Source organism: Rhodoplanes sp. SY1 (assembly GCF_046000175.1).
In the GTDB taxonomy this organism is placed as follows: Bacteria; Pseudomonadota; Alphaproteobacteria; order Rhizobiales; family Xanthobacteraceae; genus Rhodoplanes.
Genome location: NZ_JBEOMB010000157.1, coordinates 17,775 through 34,852, shown reverse-complemented (window position 1 = coordinate 34,852; position 17,078 = coordinate 17,775). Strand labels below are relative to the sequence as shown.

Annotated in this window: 15 protein-coding genes; 7 read left to right on the top strand and 8 right to left on the bottom strand. The window is 70.5% G+C overall.

What is annotated here, in order from left to right:
- Positions 1–300: sugar phosphate nucleotidyltransferase (locus tag ABTU92_RS26650; RefSeq protein WP_408094619.1), on the bottom strand; the 300-nt coding region annotated here is incomplete at its 3' end.
- A gap of 316 nt (positions 301–616) precedes the next feature.
- On the opposite strand from ABTU92_RS26650, the gene ABTU92_RS26645 reads away from it, so the two are divergent.
- Entirely contained in the window at positions 617–1,249 is a 633-nt protein-coding gene (locus tag ABTU92_RS26645) for a flavin reductase family protein (RefSeq protein WP_408094618.1), read from the top strand.
- 151 nt (positions 1,250–1,400) lie between these two features.
- On the opposite strand, the gene rfaE1 is transcribed toward ABTU92_RS26645, so the two are convergent.
- Together rfaE1 and rfaD are read right to left on the bottom strand one after the other, a co-directional pair.
- A complete protein-coding gene (gene rfaE1 / locus ABTU92_RS26640; RefSeq protein WP_408094617.1) occupies positions 1,401–2,915 on the bottom strand; it encodes a D-glycero-beta-D-manno-heptose-7-phosphate kinase in 1,515 nt (504 codons plus the stop codon).
- A gap of 142 nt (positions 2,916–3,057) precedes the next feature.
- Complete coding sequence (gene rfaD, locus ABTU92_RS26635) at positions 3,058–4,038, bottom strand: ADP-glyceromanno-heptose 6-epimerase (RefSeq protein WP_408094616.1); 981 nt, start codon at positions 4,036–4,038, stop codon at positions 3,058–3,060.
- A gap of 231 nt (positions 4,039–4,269) precedes the next feature.
- On the opposite strand from rfaD, the gene waaF reads away from it, so the two are divergent.
- The 6 genes from waaF (at position 4,270) to hpnA (ending at position 10,978) form a co-directional block, all read left to right on the top strand.
- Positions 4,270–5,340, top strand: a complete 1,071-nt coding sequence (gene waaF, locus ABTU92_RS26630; protein WP_408094615.1) for a lipopolysaccharide heptosyltransferase II — start codon at positions 4,270–4,272, stop codon at positions 5,338–5,340.
- Between the two features lie 137 nt (positions 5,341–5,477).
- Positions 5,478–6,548, top strand: a complete 1,071-nt coding sequence (locus tag ABTU92_RS26625; RefSeq protein WP_408094614.1) for an Ldh family oxidoreductase — start codon at positions 5,478–5,480, stop codon at positions 6,546–6,548.
- 224 nt (positions 6,549–6,772) lie between these two features.
- The gene (locus ABTU92_RS26620; RefSeq protein WP_408094613.1) at positions 6,773–7,765 is read left to right on the top strand and encodes a Bug family tripartite tricarboxylate transporter substrate binding protein; all 993 of its coding nucleotides are present in this window, start codon (positions 6,773–6,775) and stop codon (positions 7,763–7,765) included.
- A gap of 69 nt (positions 7,766–7,834) precedes the next feature.
- On the top strand, positions 7,835–8,374 hold the full coding sequence (locus ABTU92_RS26615) for a tripartite tricarboxylate transporter TctB family protein (protein WP_408094612.1): 540 nt from the start codon (positions 7,835–7,837) through the stop codon (positions 8,372–8,374).
- Positions 8,375–8,384: 10 nt separating this feature from the next.
- Positions 8,385–9,893 carry a tripartite tricarboxylate transporter permease gene (locus ABTU92_RS26610; RefSeq protein ID WP_408094611.1) on the top strand — a complete coding sequence of 503 codons (1,509 nt, stop codon included), beginning with the start codon at positions 8,385–8,387 and terminating at the stop codon, positions 9,891–9,893.
- A 92-nt stretch (positions 9,894–9,985) separates the two neighbouring features.
- Positions 9,986–10,978, top strand: a complete 993-nt coding sequence (hpnA, locus tag ABTU92_RS26605; protein WP_408094610.1) for a hopanoid-associated sugar epimerase — start codon at positions 9,986–9,988, stop codon at positions 10,976–10,978.
- Positions 10,979–11,031: 53 nt separating this feature from the next.
- Here the strand turns inward: hpnA and hpnK are convergent, their stop codons facing one another.
- The 5 genes from hpnK to ABTU92_RS26580 form a co-directional block, all read right to left on the bottom strand.
- Positions 11,032–11,877: a hopanoid biosynthesis-associated protein HpnK gene (gene hpnK / locus ABTU92_RS26600; protein ID WP_408094609.1), complete on the bottom strand. Its 846-nt coding sequence runs from the start codon at positions 11,875–11,877 to the stop codon at positions 11,032–11,034.
- Between the two features lie 209 nt (positions 11,878–12,086).
- The gene (gene hpnJ / locus ABTU92_RS26595; RefSeq protein WP_408094620.1) at positions 12,087–13,517 is read right to left on the bottom strand and encodes a hopanoid biosynthesis associated radical SAM protein HpnJ; all 1,431 of its coding nucleotides are present in this window, start codon (positions 13,515–13,517) and stop codon (positions 12,087–12,089) included.
- A complete protein-coding gene (gene hpnI, locus ABTU92_RS26590) occupies positions 13,517–14,722 on the bottom strand; it encodes a bacteriohopanetetrol glucosamine biosynthesis glycosyltransferase HpnI (protein WP_408094608.1) in 1,206 nt (401 codons plus the stop codon). Before hpnI ends, hpnJ begins: the two co-directional genes overlap by 1 nt.
- Positions 14,723–14,726: 4 nt before the next feature.
- A complete protein-coding gene (locus ABTU92_RS26585; protein ID WP_408094607.1) occupies positions 14,727–15,767 on the bottom strand; it encodes a lysylphosphatidylglycerol synthase domain-containing protein in 1,041 nt (346 codons plus the stop codon).
- 268 nt (positions 15,768–16,035) lie between these two features.
- Positions 16,036–16,878, bottom strand: coding sequence for a MipA/OmpV family protein (locus tag ABTU92_RS26580; protein ID WP_408094606.1), 843 nt, complete (start codon positions 16,876–16,878; stop codon positions 16,036–16,038).
- Between the last annotated feature and the right edge of the window lie 200 nt (positions 16,879–17,078).

The window sequence follows — 17,078 nt, the reverse complement described above, 5'->3', positions numbered from 1 at the left end:
CGCCGCGCCGGCCGCGATCGCCGGTCCCGAGTCGCGCCGCAGCGGCTCCAGCACGACCGTCGCGTCGATCCCCAGCGCCTCGGCCTGGGTCTTGGCGAAGAAGCGGAAGTCGTTCGCCGTCATGACGATCGGCGGCGCGAACAGGTCCGGATTGGAGACCCGCGCCAGCGCCTGCTGGTAGGTCGAGCGATCGCCGACCAGCGGCAGGAACTGCTTCGGCATCGCGTCGCGCGACACCGGCCAGAGCCGCGTGCCGGAGCCGCCGGCGAGCAGGAGGGGGACGATTTTCGGACGAGCCATGGAGAAACCGTTCGAGACGCTGAACCGACCAAGCTGCGACGTCCGGCCCGCCGACGGCGACCGGCCCGCCGACGGTGGGGCCGACCGGAGCGCACGCGGACCGCGCGCCGGACGACCGCGACAGCCACGAGGCGCGACGACGCAACGCGCCTGCTTAAGGCATTTCAGGCGGAACGGAAACCCGACCCTCGCCGTGCGGTGAACCGGCCGGCGCGGCGGTCCCGGGCGCGGCGGTCCAGGGCGCGGCGGTCCAGGGCCGCGCCGCTCCACCGGCCAGCGGCTTTGCGCCGACGGAGCGACCGTCTAGTGTCGCGGCATGAGCGACCCGCACGAGAACGACGTCCACTTCTACGAGCCCACGGCCGGCCACCGCCTGCCGCACGATCCCTTCAAGGCCCTGGTCGCACCGCGGCCGATCGGCTGGATCTCGACCGTGAGCCCGGACGGGGTGCCGAACCTCGCCCCCTACAGCTACTTCAACGCGGTCTGCGACAAGCCGCCCATGATCGTGTTCTCGTCGCAGGGCCGCAAGCACAGCCTCCTCAACGCCGAGGCGACCGGCGAGTTCGTGTGGAGCATGGCGACCCGCGCCCTCGCCGCGGCCATGAACGCCACCTCGGCGACCGTGCCGGCCGAGGTCGACGAGTTCGGCCTCGCCGGCCTCGCCCCCGCGCCGAGCCGGCTGGTCGAGCCGCCGCGCGTCGCCGCCTCCCCGGCGGCTCTGGAATGCCGCGTGGTGCAGATCGTCGAACTCAAGGGAGTAGACGGCCGCTCGGCCGACCACTGGCTGACCATCGGCGAGGTGGTCGGGGTCCATATCGACCGCGCGTATCTGCGCGACGGCCTGTTCGATACCGGCGCGGCGCATCCGATCATGCGGGGCGGCTACCGCGACCAGTATTTCGAGGCGGTGCCCGAGACGCTGTTCCGGATGACCCGGCCGAAGTGAGCGCGCCTGTGTCCCGGACGCGTTGCAGCGCGAAGCGATGCAGCGCGAGCCGGGACCCAGGAGCGTATCGGCAGTGACCTCTTCGTGCGGCCCTGGGTCCCGGGTCACGGCGCTCCGCGCCGCGCCCGGGACACGAGGCATCAAGTCGGCGTCACCCCGGCATCGTATCCGGCACGGCCGGGCCGCCGGCGCGGTCCGGCGCCTGGCCGGACTTTTTCAGGATGCCGGTGGTCGAGTGGCCCGGCACGAGATCGACCAGCACCACCTCGCCGCCATAGGACGCGACCACGTCGTGGCCGACCACCTGGTCGACCCGGTAGTCGGATCCCTTGATCAGCACATTGGGGCGCAGCCGCTTGATCAGCTCGATCGGCGTATCCTCCTCGAACACGGCGACGAGGTCGACGGCTTCGAGCGCGGCGAGCACGTCGGCGCGCGCGACGACGTCCTGGATCGGCCGCCCCTCCCCCTTCAGACGCTTCACCGAAGCGTCGCTGTTGAGGCCGACGACCAGGCGGTCGCAGGCGGCGCGCGCCCGGCTCAGCACCCGGACATGGCCGGGATGCAGAATGTCGAAGCAGCCGTTGGTGAAGCCGATGCGCAGGCCCTGCGCCCGCCACGCCGCGACCCGCTCGCCGAGCAGCGCGTGGTCGAAGACGATCTTCTCCTCGGAGGCGAGGGCCGCGGCGGGCAGGAGCTGCGAGCGCAGCTCGAGCACCGAGACGGTCGCGGTGCCGCGCTTGCCGACCACCACGGCGGCCGCGGCGTTGGCGGCCCGCATCGCCGCCTCGAAGCCGGCCGCCGTGGCGAGCATCAGGGCGAGCACGGCGACCACGGTGTCGCCGGCGCCGGAGACGTCGCGCACCCGCACCGGGGCGGCCGGCACGTGCACGGCCGGCCGCCCCGCCTCCTTGAGCAGCATGCCCTCCTCGCTCAGCGTGACGAGCAGGGCGTCGCTCTCGGCGGCGCGGCGCAGCTCCTCGGCGGCGGTCGCGATCGTGTCGAGGTCGGCGAGTGGCCGGCGCGAGGCCTCGCCGAGCTCCTTGCGGTTCGGCGTGATCAGGGTGGCGCCGCGATAGACCGCGAAGTCGCGTCCCTTGGGATCGACGATCACGGGCTTGCCGAGCGTCTTCGCCCGCGCGATCACGCCGCGCACGACGCGCGGCGTCAGCACGCCCTTGGCGTAGTCGGACAACACCACGGCGCCGACATCCGGCAGCGCGACGTCGACCTGCGCGAGGATCTCGTCCTCGATCGCCTCCGGCACCGGCGCGGCGCGCTCCCAGTCGGCTCGCAGAAGGTGGCTCGAATAGTGCTCGGAGACGAAGCGCAGCTTCCGGATGGTCGGCCGCTCCGGATCGACCACGAGCCGTGCATCCACCCGTCCGTCGTGCCGCGCGAAGGCGGTGCGCAAGGTCTGGCCGGCGGCGTCGTCGCCGACGACGCCGACGAACACGCAGGCGGCGCCGAGCGTCGCGATGTTGCAGGCGACGTTGCCGGCGCCCCCGATGGTCGTCTCCTCGCGCTTCACGGCGATCACCGGCACGGGCGCCTCGGGCGACACCCGCGACACCTCGCCATAGACGAACTGGTCGAGCATCAGGTCGCCGACGCAGAGGACGGTCTGCGAGGGGATGCGCGAGAGGGAGAGTTCGACGTCGAGCATGGGGCCTGCCGATCGGACGTGATCTGGTTCGAATTCAAACCGTCACCCTGAGGTGGCCGCGAAGCGGCCCTCGAAGGGCGACGGCCCGGGCCGCATCCTTCGAGGCCCGGCTCCGCCGGGCACCTCGGGATGACGGAGATGACTACCTGTACCGGTCCGCCTTATCGAGGAAGCCGGTGACGTAGCGGCCGACCGCGTCCTCGAGCGGGGTGAAGCCGCCGTTGTACCCGGCCCGGCGCAGCTTCTCGACCGAGGCCTGGGTGAAGTACTGGTACTGGTCGCGGATCGACAGCGGCATGTCGATGTACTCGATCCTCGGCGGCTTGCCGAGCGCCGCGAACTCCGCCGTGATCAGATCCCGGAAGCTCCTTGCCTCGCCGGTGCCGACGTTGAAGATCCCCGACACGGTCGGCGTGTCGAGAAACCAGCGCAGCACCGCCACGGCGTCGTCGACGCAGATGAAGTCGCGGCGCTGGTCGCCGTTCGCGATGCCGTCGCGATGCGACTTGAACAGCGTGACGGTGCGGTCCGCCTTGACGTCCTCGAAGCGCTTGGCGACCAGGCTCGCCATCTCGCCCTTGTGGTACTCGTTCGGCCCGAACACGTTGAAGAACTTCAGCCCCACCCATTGCGGCGGCAGCGGCTCGCCGCGCGCCTGCCGCCCCTTCAGGGCGAGGTCGAAGAGATGCTTGCTCCAGCCGTAGAGATTCATCGGCGCGAGCCTGCGCAGGGCGGCGAGATCCTCGTCGTCGACGAAGCCGCCCTCGCCGTTGCCGTAGGTCGCGGCCGACGAGGCGTAGATGAACGGGACGCGGTTCTTGGTGCACCAGTCGAGCAGCATCAGCGACAGGCGGAAGTTACTCTCCATCACCTCGTCGCCGTCGCGCGCCGTGGTGTCGGAGTTCGCCCCCATGTGGATGACGGCGTCGAGCCGTCGCCCGTCCAGCCACCAGGCCAGATCCTCGGGCGGCACGAAATCGGCGATCTCGCGCTTGGCGAGGTTCCGCCACTTGGTCTCGGTGCCCAGCCAGTCGTTGACGACGACATCGGTGCGGCCGGCCTCGTTGAGGCTCGCCACCACGTTGGAGCCGATGAAGCCCGCCCCGCCCGTCACCAACAGCATCGTCGCAACCCACCTGTTCGGCCGGCCCCCGGCCGGTTGGGCCGGCCCCCGGCCGGTTCGGCCGGCCGGATCGGCCATCTGCCGGCCGCCGGGCCGGCCGGGTTCCCTAGCCCCCCCGCCGGGCCTCCGCAACACGGGACTGCCCCCGGGCCTCCGGCGCCCAGCCCTTCGGGTGTGCGGCGGCACACCCCCCTGGACTTCCGGCCGCGACCGGGCTAGCGCCTCGGCCCCATGACGTTCTCGGCCGCACCTCCCCCCCCGACCTCCCCGGCTCGCCCGGGACGGGCGCCCGTGCTGATCGTCCCGTACATGTGGATCGGCGACTTCGTCCGCTGCCACAGCGTTGTGCGACTCCTGAAGGAGCAGGATCCGGAGCGCCCCGTCGACGTGCTCACCACCGCGATGGTTGCACCCCTTCTCGACTACATGCCGGGCGTGCACAAGGGCGTGGTGTGGGACCTGCCGCGCGGCCGGCTCGCCTTCGCGGAGCACCGGGCGCTCGCCACGCGGCTGAAGCCCGAGGGCTATGGCCAGGCGCTGATCATGTCGCGCAAGTGGAAGGCCGCGCTGGCGCCGTTTCTGGCCGGCATCCCGGTGCGCACCGGACTTCTGGGCGAGATGCGGTTCGGCGTCGTCAACGACCTGCGGTTCGGCGAGAAGCAGCTGCCCCGGATGATCGACCAGTGCGCCGTGCTGGCGCTGCCGAAGGATGCGCCACGACCGGCCGAATGGCCGGTGCCGCAGCTCGTCGTCCCGGCCACCGAGGTGGCCTCCTGGCGGCAGCGCATGGGGCTGACGGGCGGGCGGCCCGTGGCGGCGCTCGCGCCCGGGGCGGTCGGTCCCTCGAAGCGCTGGCCGGCCGAATACTACGGCGAGGTCGCCAGGCAGCTCGCGGCCGAGGGCTTCGAGATCTGGGTGCTGGGCGGCCCCGGCGAGAAGGCGCAGGCGGAGGTGATCGCCGGGCGCGGCGGCGAGCGCGTGCGCGACCTCACCGGCACGGATTTGCGCAACGCCATCCTGGGGCTGGCCGCCGCCGACGTCGTCGCCTCGAACGACTCCGGCCTCCTGCACGTCTCGGCCGCCATCGGCACGCCGACGGTCGGCATCTTCGGCCCGACCAGCGCCTGGCACTGGGCGCCCCTCAACCCGATCGCCGCCACCATCGAGACGACGACGGACGTGCCGTGCCGGCCCTGCCACAAGCCGACCTGCCGCATGGGCCACCACGCCTGCATGCGGGACATACCGGCTGCGCGCGTGCTGGCGGCCGTTCAGCACGCGCGCCGCACGGTTCCGGCCTGAATCGCGGGCCGCCGCGCCCCCGCATCCGTGGCGCTCCCGATTACGCACCACGGTGTGGTGCTGTACGACCGTCCTGCTCCTGACGTCTGCCGTCGACCCGCCTCCGCGCGCCCGGCATTCGCGCAACGGACGTGCCCATGACGTCTCCCGACGGCGCCGAGGCCTGCCGCGTCTCACCGGATCGCCTCCGCGATTTCGCCTCCGCCGTCTATCGCACGCTCGGCCTCGCCGAGGACGATGCCCACCTGTGCGCCGACACGCTGGTCCAGGCCGATCTCTGGGGTCACCAGAGCCACGGCGTGCTGCGCCTGCCCTGGTATGCGGCGCGGCTGAAGGCGGGCGTGTGTGATCCGCGTGCAAGACCCGAGATCGTGACGGATGCCGGCGGCCTCGCCGTGATCGACGGCCATGATGCGATGGGCCAGGTGGTGGCGGCGTTCGGCGCCCGCGAGGCGATCGCCCGCGCCAAGCGGCACGGCATCGCCGCCGTGGCGATGCGGAACTCCAATCACTTCGGCACCGCGATGTACTTCACCCTGATGGCGCCGCCGCAGGGCTGCGTGGCGTTTCTCGCCACCAATGCGAGCCCGGCGATGGCGCCGTGGGGCGGCCGCGAGAAGACGGTCGGCACCAATCCGTGGTCGTGGGCGGCGCCGGCCGGCGACCGCGCGCCCCTCGTTCTCGACATCGCCAACACGGGCGTCGCGCGCGGCAAGATCTATCTCGCCAGGCAGGAGGGCCGGCCGATCCCAGAGGGCTGGGCCATCACGGCGGACGGCGCCCCGACCACCGATCCGACCGAGGCGATCGCCGGCGTGATCCTGCCGATGGCGCAGCACAAGGGCTACGGCATCGCGCTCGTGATGGACATGCTGGCCGGCGTGCTCACCGGCAGCGCCTTCGGCGCCGACGTCCACGGACCCTATCAGAGCGAGCGGAAGAGCGGCGCCGGCCATCTGATGATCGCGATCGACATAGACACCATCCAGCCGCGCGACCAGTTCGCGGCCCGCATGGGCGAGCTGATCACGTCGCTGAAACGGGTGCCGACCGCGCAGGGCTTCGACGAGATTCTCTATCCGGGCGAGCGCGAGGCCCGCGACGACGCCGAAAACCGCCGCCTCGGCCTCGCCCTGCCGGACGACACACGCACCGATCTCACCCGGCTCGCGGCCGAGCTCGGGCTCGCCGACACGCTGCCGTTCTGACGAGGTCTCCGCCATGCCGACCGCGATCGTCCGCACCGTTCGCACCTGCGAGACGACGCCACCGCGGCGATCCCGGATCGTGCCAGCTCGATGCAGCGTGTCAGCTCCGTGTAAGGATCCGCCCGCGCCGCAATCGCTTGACGAACGCCCAGACCTGCTTCAACGGAGCTGACAGCGGCATCGACCGCGTGCTCCAGCTCACGCCGCTGGAAAGGAAACCGTCCATGACATCTTTCGCGCCGACACGAACTGCGCTGCTTCTCGCGGGGCTCGCTCTCGCGAGCCCGCTGGCCGTCGGTCCGGCCTCCGCCTGGGAGCCCAAGGGACAGGGCGAATGCATCGCCCCGGCCAATCCCGGCGGCGGCTGGGACATCACCTGCCGCACCGCCTCGACGGTTCTGCAGAAGACCGGCGCCTTCAAGGGCTCGATCTACGTCACCAACATGCCGGGCGGCAGCGGCGCCGTTGCGATCGCCAACGTCGCGACCAAGCGCAAGGGCGACACCAACCTGATCGTCTCGGCCTCCAACGCCCTCACCTTCACGGTGGCGCTCGGCCGCACGCCCTACACGTTCAAGGACGTGATGCCGCTCGCTCAGGTCGGCGCCGAGCTCGGCGGCTTCTTCGTGACGGCGGACTCCAAGTACAAGACGCTCGCCGACGTGACGGCGGCCATGAAGGCCGATCCGAAGTCCGTCACGTTCTCGGGCGGCTCCGCCCCCGGTGGCCAGGACCACATGAAGGTCGCGCTGTTCGCCAAGGCGATCGGGGTCGAGCCGACCAAGGTCGTCTACGTGCCGTTCCAGGGCGGCGGCGAGGCGCTCACCTCGATGCTCGGCGGCCACACCCAGATCGCCGCGCTCGACATCTCGGAGGCGGCCGGCCAGCTCGAGGCCGGCAAGATCCGCGGCCTCGCGGTACTGTCCGACAAGCGCTCGACCAAATTCCCGGAGATCCCGACCGCGACCGAGCAGGGCGCCGCCGTCAACTACGTGATATGGCGCGGCTACTACATGGCGCCGGGCGTGCCGAAGGAGGCCTACGACTGGTGGATCGAGACCATGAAGAAGATGGTCGCCTCCCCGGAGTTCGCGGCCGAGCGCGAGAAGCTCGGCTGGGAGCCGACGACGCGCCTCGGTGACGAGTTCGCGAAGTACGTGAACGAGGAGGCCGCACAGTACCGCGTCCTCTTGAAGGAGCTCGGCTTCCTGAAATAGGCCGCCCGGCCGCGGCCCGGCACCCCGGGCCGCGGTCCTCGCGAGAACGAACGGGCAAGGATGAGCTCCATGGACGTCGCCACGCGCGGGTCGCTGCGCACCCGCCTCGAAGGCCTGGTGATCCTGCTGGTCGCCGGCGCATACCTTTTCGAGACCTTCAACATCCCGGACTTCTATCAGCTCCCTGACACGCCGGGGCCGAAGACGTTTCCGGAGCTCCTGGGTCTCGTCTTCGCCGCGATGGGCCTGTGGCTCCTCGTGTCACCCGCCGACCTCATGGCCCGCATCCGCGCCAAGCGCGACGGCGCCGCGCCGGCCGCCGGCGAAGCCGCGGCGCCGCGGGGCAACCTGCTCGCCCGGCTCGGGCTCGACTGGTACTTCGTCGCGCTGTGGGCCGTCGTCCTCGCCTATCTGTGGTTCATGCCGGATGTCGGCTTCCCGGTCGCGACCTTCGTGCTGCTGTTCGCCTTCACCTGGCTGCTCGGCGAGAAGCGCCTGCACGTTCTGCTCGGGCTGTCGCTCGGCGTCACGCTGGTGGTGTTCTTCGGCTTCAAGTACGGCCTGAACGTGCGCCTGCCGCTCGGCGTGCTCGAGCTCTTGGCCTGGTGAGGACGCGATCATGTTCGAGCATCTCCTGAACGGCTTCGCGGTCGCCCTCCTGCCCCTGAATCTCCTCATCGCGCTGTGCGGTTGCCTGGTCGGCACGCTGATCGGCGTGCTGCCGGGCCTCGGCCCCACCGCGACGCTCGCCATGCTGATCCCGCTCGTCTTCAGCATGCCGCCCGCGACCGCGCTGATCCTGCTCACCTCGGTCTATTACGGCTCGATGTACGGTGGCTCGACCACCTCGATCCTGGTCAACATCCCGGGCGAATCCGCCTCGGTGATCACCACGATCGACGGCCACAAGATGGCCATGCAGGGCCGCGCCGGCCCGGCGCTCGCCGTCGCGGCGATCGGCTCGTTCATCGCCGGCACCTTCTCGGTGCTGATGCTGACCTTCGTCGGCGCGCCGATCGCCCGCTACGCCCTGCTGTTCGGACCGGCCGAGTTCTTCGCCCTGATGGTGTTCGGCCTGTGCACGGTGGCGAGCCTGACCGGCACCAACGTGACCAAGTCGATCATCTCGACCTGCCTCGGCCTGATGATCGCGACCATCGGCATCGACCTCGTGTCGGGCGCGGCGCGCTTCACCTTCGGCAACCCGTTCCTGCAGGACGGCGTCGACTTCGTCGTCGTCGCCATCGGCATGTTCGCCCTGACCGAGGTGGTGATCACGGCGCGCGAGGTGCACGAGGGGACCCGGGCCCAGATCGTCAAGGCCGGCAAGGTGTGGATCTCGTGGTCCGAGTTCGTCTACAGCCTGCCGGCGATCCTGCGCGGCACCGTGTTCGGCTTCGTCATCGGCATGCTGCCGGGCGCCGGGGCGACGCTCTCGACCTTCATCGCCTACAATCTCGAGAAGCGGGTCTGCAAGCATCCCGAGCGGCTCGGCACTGGCGACATCCGCGGCGTCGCCAATCCGGAATCGGCCAACAACGCGGCGAGCGGCGCCTCGCTGGTGCCGCTCCTCACGCTCGGCCTGCCGGGCGGCGGCGCCACCGCCGTGATGCTCGGCGCCCTGATGATGCTCGACATCACGCCCGGCCCGCTGATGTTCGAGAAGCACGGCGCCATCGTGTGGACGCTGATCGCCAGCATGTATGTCGGCAACACGCTGCTCCTGCTGCTCAACTGGCCGCTGGTCAACGTCTTCGCCCGGGTCATGCGCATCCCGGCCATGTACCTGATGCCGACCGTGCTGGTGATCTCGACGATCGGCGTGTGGTCGCTCAGCTACAGCGCCGTCGACCTGGTGCTGACCGGCGCCGCCGGCCTGCTCGGTTACTACATGCGGGTCAACAAGTATCCGGTCGAGCCCCTGATCCTCGGCCTGATCCTCGGCGGGCGGCTGGAGCAGGCCTATCGCCAGGCGCTGATCATCTCCAAGGGATCGAACATGATCTTCCTGGAGAAGCCGATCTCGCTGGTGCTCCTGATCTGCGCCGTCGCCTTCCTGTTCCTGCCGATGCTGCTCAAGCGCTCCAAGCAGTACAAGGCCGCGGCGGAGACCGCCGAGGCGGCGTGATCACCGCTTTCGCGGCGTTCCTCGTCGAAGCCCGGCGCCTCGCGGCGCCGGGCTTTTTCGTGTAGGAGGGGCCGAACCACGAGGAGATCACGTTGCCGTCCGACATCGCCCTGGTCACCGGAGCCAGCGGATTTTTGGGAGCCGCCGTCGCGAGCGTGCTGCGGCGCGAGGGCTTCGCGGTGCGCGTGCTGGTGCGGCCGACGAGCCCGCGGGACAACCTCTCGCCAGAAGACGAGGTGGTCACCGGCGACGTGACCGACGCGGCCTCGCTCGGTCGCGCCATGCACGGCGTGCGGCACGTGTTTCATGTCGCGGCCGACTACCGGTTGTGGGCACCGGACCCGCGCGTGCTGTTCCGCGTCAACGTCGACGGCACCCGGCTGGTGATGGCGGAGGCGCTGCGCGCCGGGGTCGAGCGCGTCGTCTACACGTCGAGCGTCGCGACGTTGAAGCTGGCGGTCGGCGTCGTCGCCGACGAGACCATGCCGCTCGATGCCGACGCCGCGATCGGCGCCTACAAGAAGAGCAAGGTTCTGGGCGAGCGCGTCGTCGAGGAGATGGTGGCCCGTGACAAGCTGCCGGCCGTGATCGTCAACCCGTCGACGCCGATCGGCCCGCGCGACATCAAGCCGACCCCGACCGGCCGCATCATCGTCGAGGCGGCGGCGGGTCGCATGCCGGCCTTCGTCGACACCGGCCTCAACCTCGCCCATGTCGACGACGTCGCGGCCGGCCATCTGCTCGCGCTTCGGCACGGCGTGATCGGCGAGCGTTACATTCTCGGCGGCGAGAACGTCTTCCTGCGCGACCTCTTGATCGAGATCGCCGGCCGGGTCGGCCGCCGGCCCCCCCGCATCGAGCTGCCGCGCCGCGCCCTCTTCCCGCTCGCCTGGGCGGCGGAAGGCGTCGCCAAGCTGACCGGCCGCGAGCCCTTCGTCACCGCCGACGGCCTGCGCCTCGCCAAATACCGCATGTTCTTCGACGACCGCAAGGCGCGGCGCGACCTCGGCTATGTGTCACGCCCGTGGCAGGAGGGCGTCGCCGACGCGCTGGCGTGGTTCAGAGCGACCGGGATGGTGGGGTGAGGCCCGTCATTCCGGGGCGCCGCGCAGCGGCGAGCCCGGATTGACCGGCTTCGTTACGTCGTGGCGAAACCCAGAAACCCGCCCCGCACCGCTCCCGACCGCTCCGCCGTCGTGATCACGTCGGCTTCGGTGAGCGCCGCGAGCTCGTCGGCATAACGGTAGCCCGGCGCATGGCCCGGGAACGTGTCGGCGGTCGCCGGATGAAAGTAGATCTCGGTGTCGCCTTCCGGCAGGCGCGCGAGCAGCGCGGCCGTGCGGGCGGCCGTCATGGCGCCCGACCAGGCGAGCCCAAAGACCTGATCCGGAATCTTCAGACCCGCCTGTCGCGCCCGCCGCCTGAGCATTCCGGCCCACCAGGCCGTCGCCTTGGCACCGAGCGGCGAGGCGCCCTGCCCGCACGCATCGACGATCTTCGCCGGCTCGACCGGCAGGCGCAGGCCTTTCACGCCGGCCTTATGCGCCTCGTCGATCACGGCGGAGAGGATCGTCGGATGCAGATGAAAGTGCTTGTGGGCGTTGACGTGATCGAGCGTCAGCCCGGTGTCGCGAAAGGCGGAAAACTGCGCCGCGACCTCGGCCCGCATCTGCGCGCGCACCGACGGTCGAGCAAAGATCTCGACTGCCAGCCGCACCATGTCGCTGCGGAAGTGGCCGTGCGCGTCGACCAGATCCGGCACCTGATCACGTGGCAGCACGGGGCGGGCCTCGAGCAGCACCACATGCAGGCCGACTCTCAGATCGGGCAGGCGCCGGGCGCGAGCCACCGCGTCGGCCGCCGCCGGCGCGCCGACCATCAGGCTCGCGGCGGTGAGAATGCCGTCGCGATGCGCCTCCTCGATCGCCGCGTTCACCTCGACGGCGAGTCCGAAATCGTCGGCCGTGACCACGAGGCGTTTCATGACGAGGCGAGACCTCTCAGCTCTGTCCCTCTCCCCTCGCGGGAGAGGGTGGCCGCGCGAAGCGCGGACGGGTGAGGGGGCGTGCCACGTGCTCGGAGCAAGAGGAGAGCCCCCTCACCCGGCTCGGACCTTCGGTCCGCGCCACCCTCTCCCACGAGGGGAGAGGGTCGGCAGAGCCCGCGGCTCGGCCGTCGTCACATGAAATCAGCTCAGCACGCCTGGGCTTCCTTGCGCTCGCGCAGGAAGCGGAAGAACTCGACGCCTTCGCGCAGGCGGCGCTTCATCATCTGGGGCGAGCGAACCATCTCTGAGACGATCGAGGCGATCTTGGGCGCGCGCAGATAGAAGCGGCGGTAGAAATCCTCGACCGACGTGAAGATCTCGGTGTGCGAGAGATGCGGGTAGTTCATCGCCGCCGCCTGCACGCCGTGCTGGGAGACGAGCTGCATGTTCTCGTCGAGCAGCCAGCCCTTCTCGATCGCCTCGGCGTAGAGATGCGTGCCCGGATAGGGCGCGGCGAGCGACACCTGGATGGTGTGCGGATTGATCTCGGTGGCGAACCGGATCGTCTCCTCGATCGTCTCCCGGGTCTCGCCCGGCAGGCCGAGGATGAAGGTGCCGTGGATTTGGATGCCGAGGTCGTGGCAGTCCTTGGTGAACTTTTTGGCCACCTCGATCCGCATGCCCTTCTTGATGTTGTGCAGGATCTGCTGGTTGCCGGATTCGTAGCCGACGACGAGCAGCCGCAGGCCGTTGTCCTTCATCACCTTCAGGGTCTCGCGCGAGACGTTGCCCTTGGCGTTGCACGACCACATGATGCCGAGCTTGCCGATCTCGCGCGCCAGCGCCTCGACGCGCGGGGCGTTGTCGGTCAGCGTGTCGTCGTCGAAGAAGAACTCCTGGACCTGCGGGAAGGCGTGCTTCGCGTAACGAAGCTCCTCCATCACGTGGCCGACGCTGCGCACCCGGTAGCGATGCCCGCCGATCGTCTGCGGCCACAGGCAGAACGAGCAGCGCGACTTGCACCCGCGGCCCGTGTAGAACGACAGGTAGGGGTGGCGCAGATAGCCCGAGAAGTAGTTCTCGATCACCAGGTCGCGCTTGTAGACCGGGCTCACGAACGGCAGCGCGTCCATGTCCTCCAGGATCTCGCGATCCGGATTGTGGGTGATCACGCCGTCGCTGTTGCGCCAGGAGATGCCCTTCACCGAAGCGAGATCGCGGCCTTCGGCGATCTCCTTCACGGTGAAGTCGAACTCCTCGCGCGCCACGAAGTCGATGACGGGCGAGCCGGCGAGGCTGCCGTTCGGGTCGACCATCGCCTTGGCGCCGACCAGGCCGATGAGGGCGCTCGGGTTCGCGGCCCGTACCGCCTCGGCGGTGCGGATGTCGGACGAGAAGGACGGCGTCGAGGTGTGCAGCACCACGAGCTCGCGGGTCTTCACCTCGCCCAGCACGTCGTCGATGCCGAGCCGGTGCGGCGGCGCGTCGATCAGCTTGGAGCCCTCGACCAGCGCGGCCGGCTGGGCGAGCCAGGTCGGATACCAGAACGAGCGGATCTCGCGCTTGGACTGATAACGTGCGCCGGCGCCGCCGTCGTAGCCGTCGTAGGAGGGCCCCTGCATGAACAACGTGCGCATCATTCCACGGACTCCCCTTTCGCCGTCGTGCCGGCGATCGTCTTGCGGCCGTCGGGCCCGGCTCCGTCCGTCTCGACGAAGGTGCCGTCCGCCCGCATGCGAAAATCCTGGTCCTTCCAGGTCACCGCGCGGCCGAGGAAACTCGCCACGAACACCGCGAAGGTCAAGAGGTCGCGCAGCGGGACGAGCGGAAGGGCCGGCACGGGACGCGCCAGAGCAACACCCACCCGCAACGCGAGCAGAGCACGACACACAATCGCGGCGACCGCGAGGCCGAGCGCCGGCCGCCCACCGCCGAACGCGACGGCGAGCAGCGCCGCGGCGAGCGGATGCGTCACCACGCTGCCGAGCCAGCCGGGCGGATCGAGGCTCATCACGGTGCGGGCCCAGCGCAGCTCGTGCGCCCACAGGGCTTGGAGGCTCGTCTCGTCGCAACGATGCAGCACGGCGAAGGACGGCACCACCACGGCGAGCCCCTTGGCTCGCACCGCGGCGCCGATCGCATAGTCGTCGGCGAGCGTGTCGGCGAACGCCGAGAAGCCGCCGATGGCGTCGAGGGTTTTTCGATCGAGCCCGATCAGCGCGCCGAAGCAGGGTCTTGCGCGGCCGATCTCCAGCCCCAGCACGGCGTTCGGCAGGAAATGCGAGACGAGGCCGAGCGCGACGAGGTCGGACCACACACCGGCCGCCCCCTCCCCGCCGTAGAGACACGTGACGGCGCCGACGCCGGGCCGCCGCAACGCCGCGACCACGCGCGAGAGATCGTCCGGCCGCAGCCGGATGTCGGCGTCGGACACCACCACGACGCCGTGCCGGATTTTCCCGGCCATGTTGATCAGGTTGGAGACCTTGCCGTTGCTGCCGTGCCGGGTCGGATCGATCACCAGATCGATACGGACCGCGGGATGCGCCGCGATCAGCCGCTCGACCACGACGACGGCCGGATCGTCGTGGCTGGCGACGCCGCAGACGATCTGCAGCGGTCCCGGATAGGTCTGACGGCACCACGTCGCAAGGTCGTCGAAGAGGCCGGGCGGCGCCCCGTGCAGCGGCTTGAGCACGGTCACGCCGGGCGCCGGCTCGCCGGGCGGGACCGTCGGCGACGGCCGCGCGGCGAAGCGGCCGACCAGCACGGCGGCCGCGATCAGATAGGCGCAGCCGGCGAGCGCCAGCAGCATCAGCAGGACGGCGATCGGGCCGGCCATCGCGTCAGGCCGCCGGCGTGTGCGACGCGGGGCCGGGCGAAGCCGGGTCGGCCGCGGGTGTCGCCGCGCCGCGCGTAGAACGCCAGCGGCGCCCTTCCATCCACTGCCAGATGACCAGGCCCGGCAGGCCGGTGGCGAGATCGGCGACGCGCTTGACCAGCGACAGCGCCATGGCCTGGTCGGGCGGAATGCCGAACACCGCGCACAGGACGATCAGCCCGCCCTCCTGGGCGCCGAGCGCGCCGGGAATCGCGAAGGCGGCACCGCGGATCGCGTGCATCAGGCTCTCGATCACCAGCGCCTCGGCGAGGCTGACCGGATGGCCCATGAACCAGAAGGCGACCAGGACCTCGCCGATTCCGGTGAGCCAGTCGAGATAATGCAGCACGAGGCTCGCGCCCATGCGGCTGCGGCTCGCATGCAGGGCCGAAAGATCGCGGAACAGCCGGTCGACCTTCTGACCGACCACGCGGGCCCAGTCGCCGCGAAAGCGCGCCAGCAGCCAGCCGAACGCCTGGTGGCCGCCGCGCCGCTGGGCGATCCAGAAGCCGACCAGCGCCGGCAGCGCGAGGGCGAGGCCGCCGGCCGCGATCCAGGCGATCGAGGAATCGGCGCCGAGCCAGATCAGCACGGCGAGGCCCGTCATGGCGAAGAGAGCCTGCGTCACGGCGAGCGCCAGCACGTCGACGATGACGCTGGCGGTGGCGAGCGCACCCGGCACGCCGACGAAGGTGAGGAGGCGGGCGCCGAGCAGGTCGCCGCCGACCTGGCCGAGCGGAAGGAGCGCGTTGGCCCCCTCGCGGACGAAACGCAGCGACAGGCAGGTCGTCAGGCGCGGCCGCTCCTTGGGCGGGAACAGCACCCACCAGCCGACCGCGGCGAGGCTCGCGGTGCCGGCCCGCACCAGCACCACGAGGACGATGCCGATGCCGATCGAGGCCACCGCGTCGCGCACCAGGCCGGTGCCCGACCAGACGGTCAGGCCGATCAGCACCGCGATGCCGATCAGAAGGCTCAGAAGCCCGGTGGTGCGAAGCAAGCGCATGCGCCGTCCCGAAAATGGCCCGCTCATGCCGGCGCGCAACAGAAAGACCCTCTCTCCGCCCTCGTCCTGAGGAGCGGACCGAAGGTCCGCGTCTCGAAGGGCGGGGCGGCCTCATGGTTCGAGACGCGGCCTGCGGCCGCTCCTCACCATGAGGGGCGAGGCGATCCAATCCCGCAGCAGTCGCGGAGCACGGCCCCGATAAATGGCCGTCGGTTTTCGGGTACGATCGTGCTCCAGCGCGAACGACCGGGCCGGCGCGCGCCGCGACTCACCAGAACTGCTGGAACGTGAACGCGCGGGTGAAGCCGAAGCCGAAGGTCACCTGGTCGGGCGAGCCGCGCTGCGTGACGAGCGGCGAATCGGCCGCGCTGTCCATCAGGCGCTGGTACTCGACATACACATGGGTGGCGAGCTCGGGGGTCCAGAAGTAGCGCGCCTGGGCGCCGGCGCCGACCGAGTAGAGGCCGCCCTTGGCGTCGTAGGTCGGCAGGCCCGACCAGAACGACTGCCAGTAGTCGATCCCGAAGTAAGGCTCGAGCGCCTTGCCGGTGGCGAAGGAGACGCGCGGTCCGCCCGACAGGGTCAGGGCCGGCGTCACCGGCACGACGAAGTCGGCGGTGAGGTCGGCAACCTGGCCCTGGTGGCCGCCGAAGCCCTGGCGCAGTTCGCCGCGGGTGCGCAGCCACGGCGCCCACCAATACTCGATGAAGGCTCCGACCTCGACGGCCCAGTCGACGTCGCCGAGGCCGTAGAGCGCGCTCGAATCCGATTCCTTGCGCTGGGCGCGGACCTTCAGGTTCGGGCCGATCTTGAGCTGCTGGGTCTCGAACAGCGCGATGCCGGCACCGTCGCGCGGTGCCCGGAACTTCTCCGGCGTCCCGGCCCGGCGGAACCCGACGATGGGGGCGGCCCGCACCGTGTAGGTGTCGCCGCCGACGAACTCTGTCTCGACGCGGCCCTCCAGGCCGAGCGTGGCGACCCATTCCGGCTTCGCCGAGACGGCGGTCGCCTTGGCCGGGTAGCCCGTCCCGACATCCGCGGCCCCCGCCGTGCCGGCGAGCGCGAGAACGGTCACGCAGGCCGCGCCGAAGCGCACAACCGTGTTCTGCAAGTCACTGCCCCATTCCGCTGCCCGGCTCCGCAGAGCGGCGCCGGGAGTCGTCCCCCATAACGTCAAGGTACACTGCGGCCGGACGCGGCGCAAAACGCCTCGCCCCGCCGGTCTCGAACCGACAGTGGGATGATTTCATTAACGTGGTCATAACCTTGCACCCGCCGGCGCGAGTCGACGGTGACATTTTACAGCCGCCA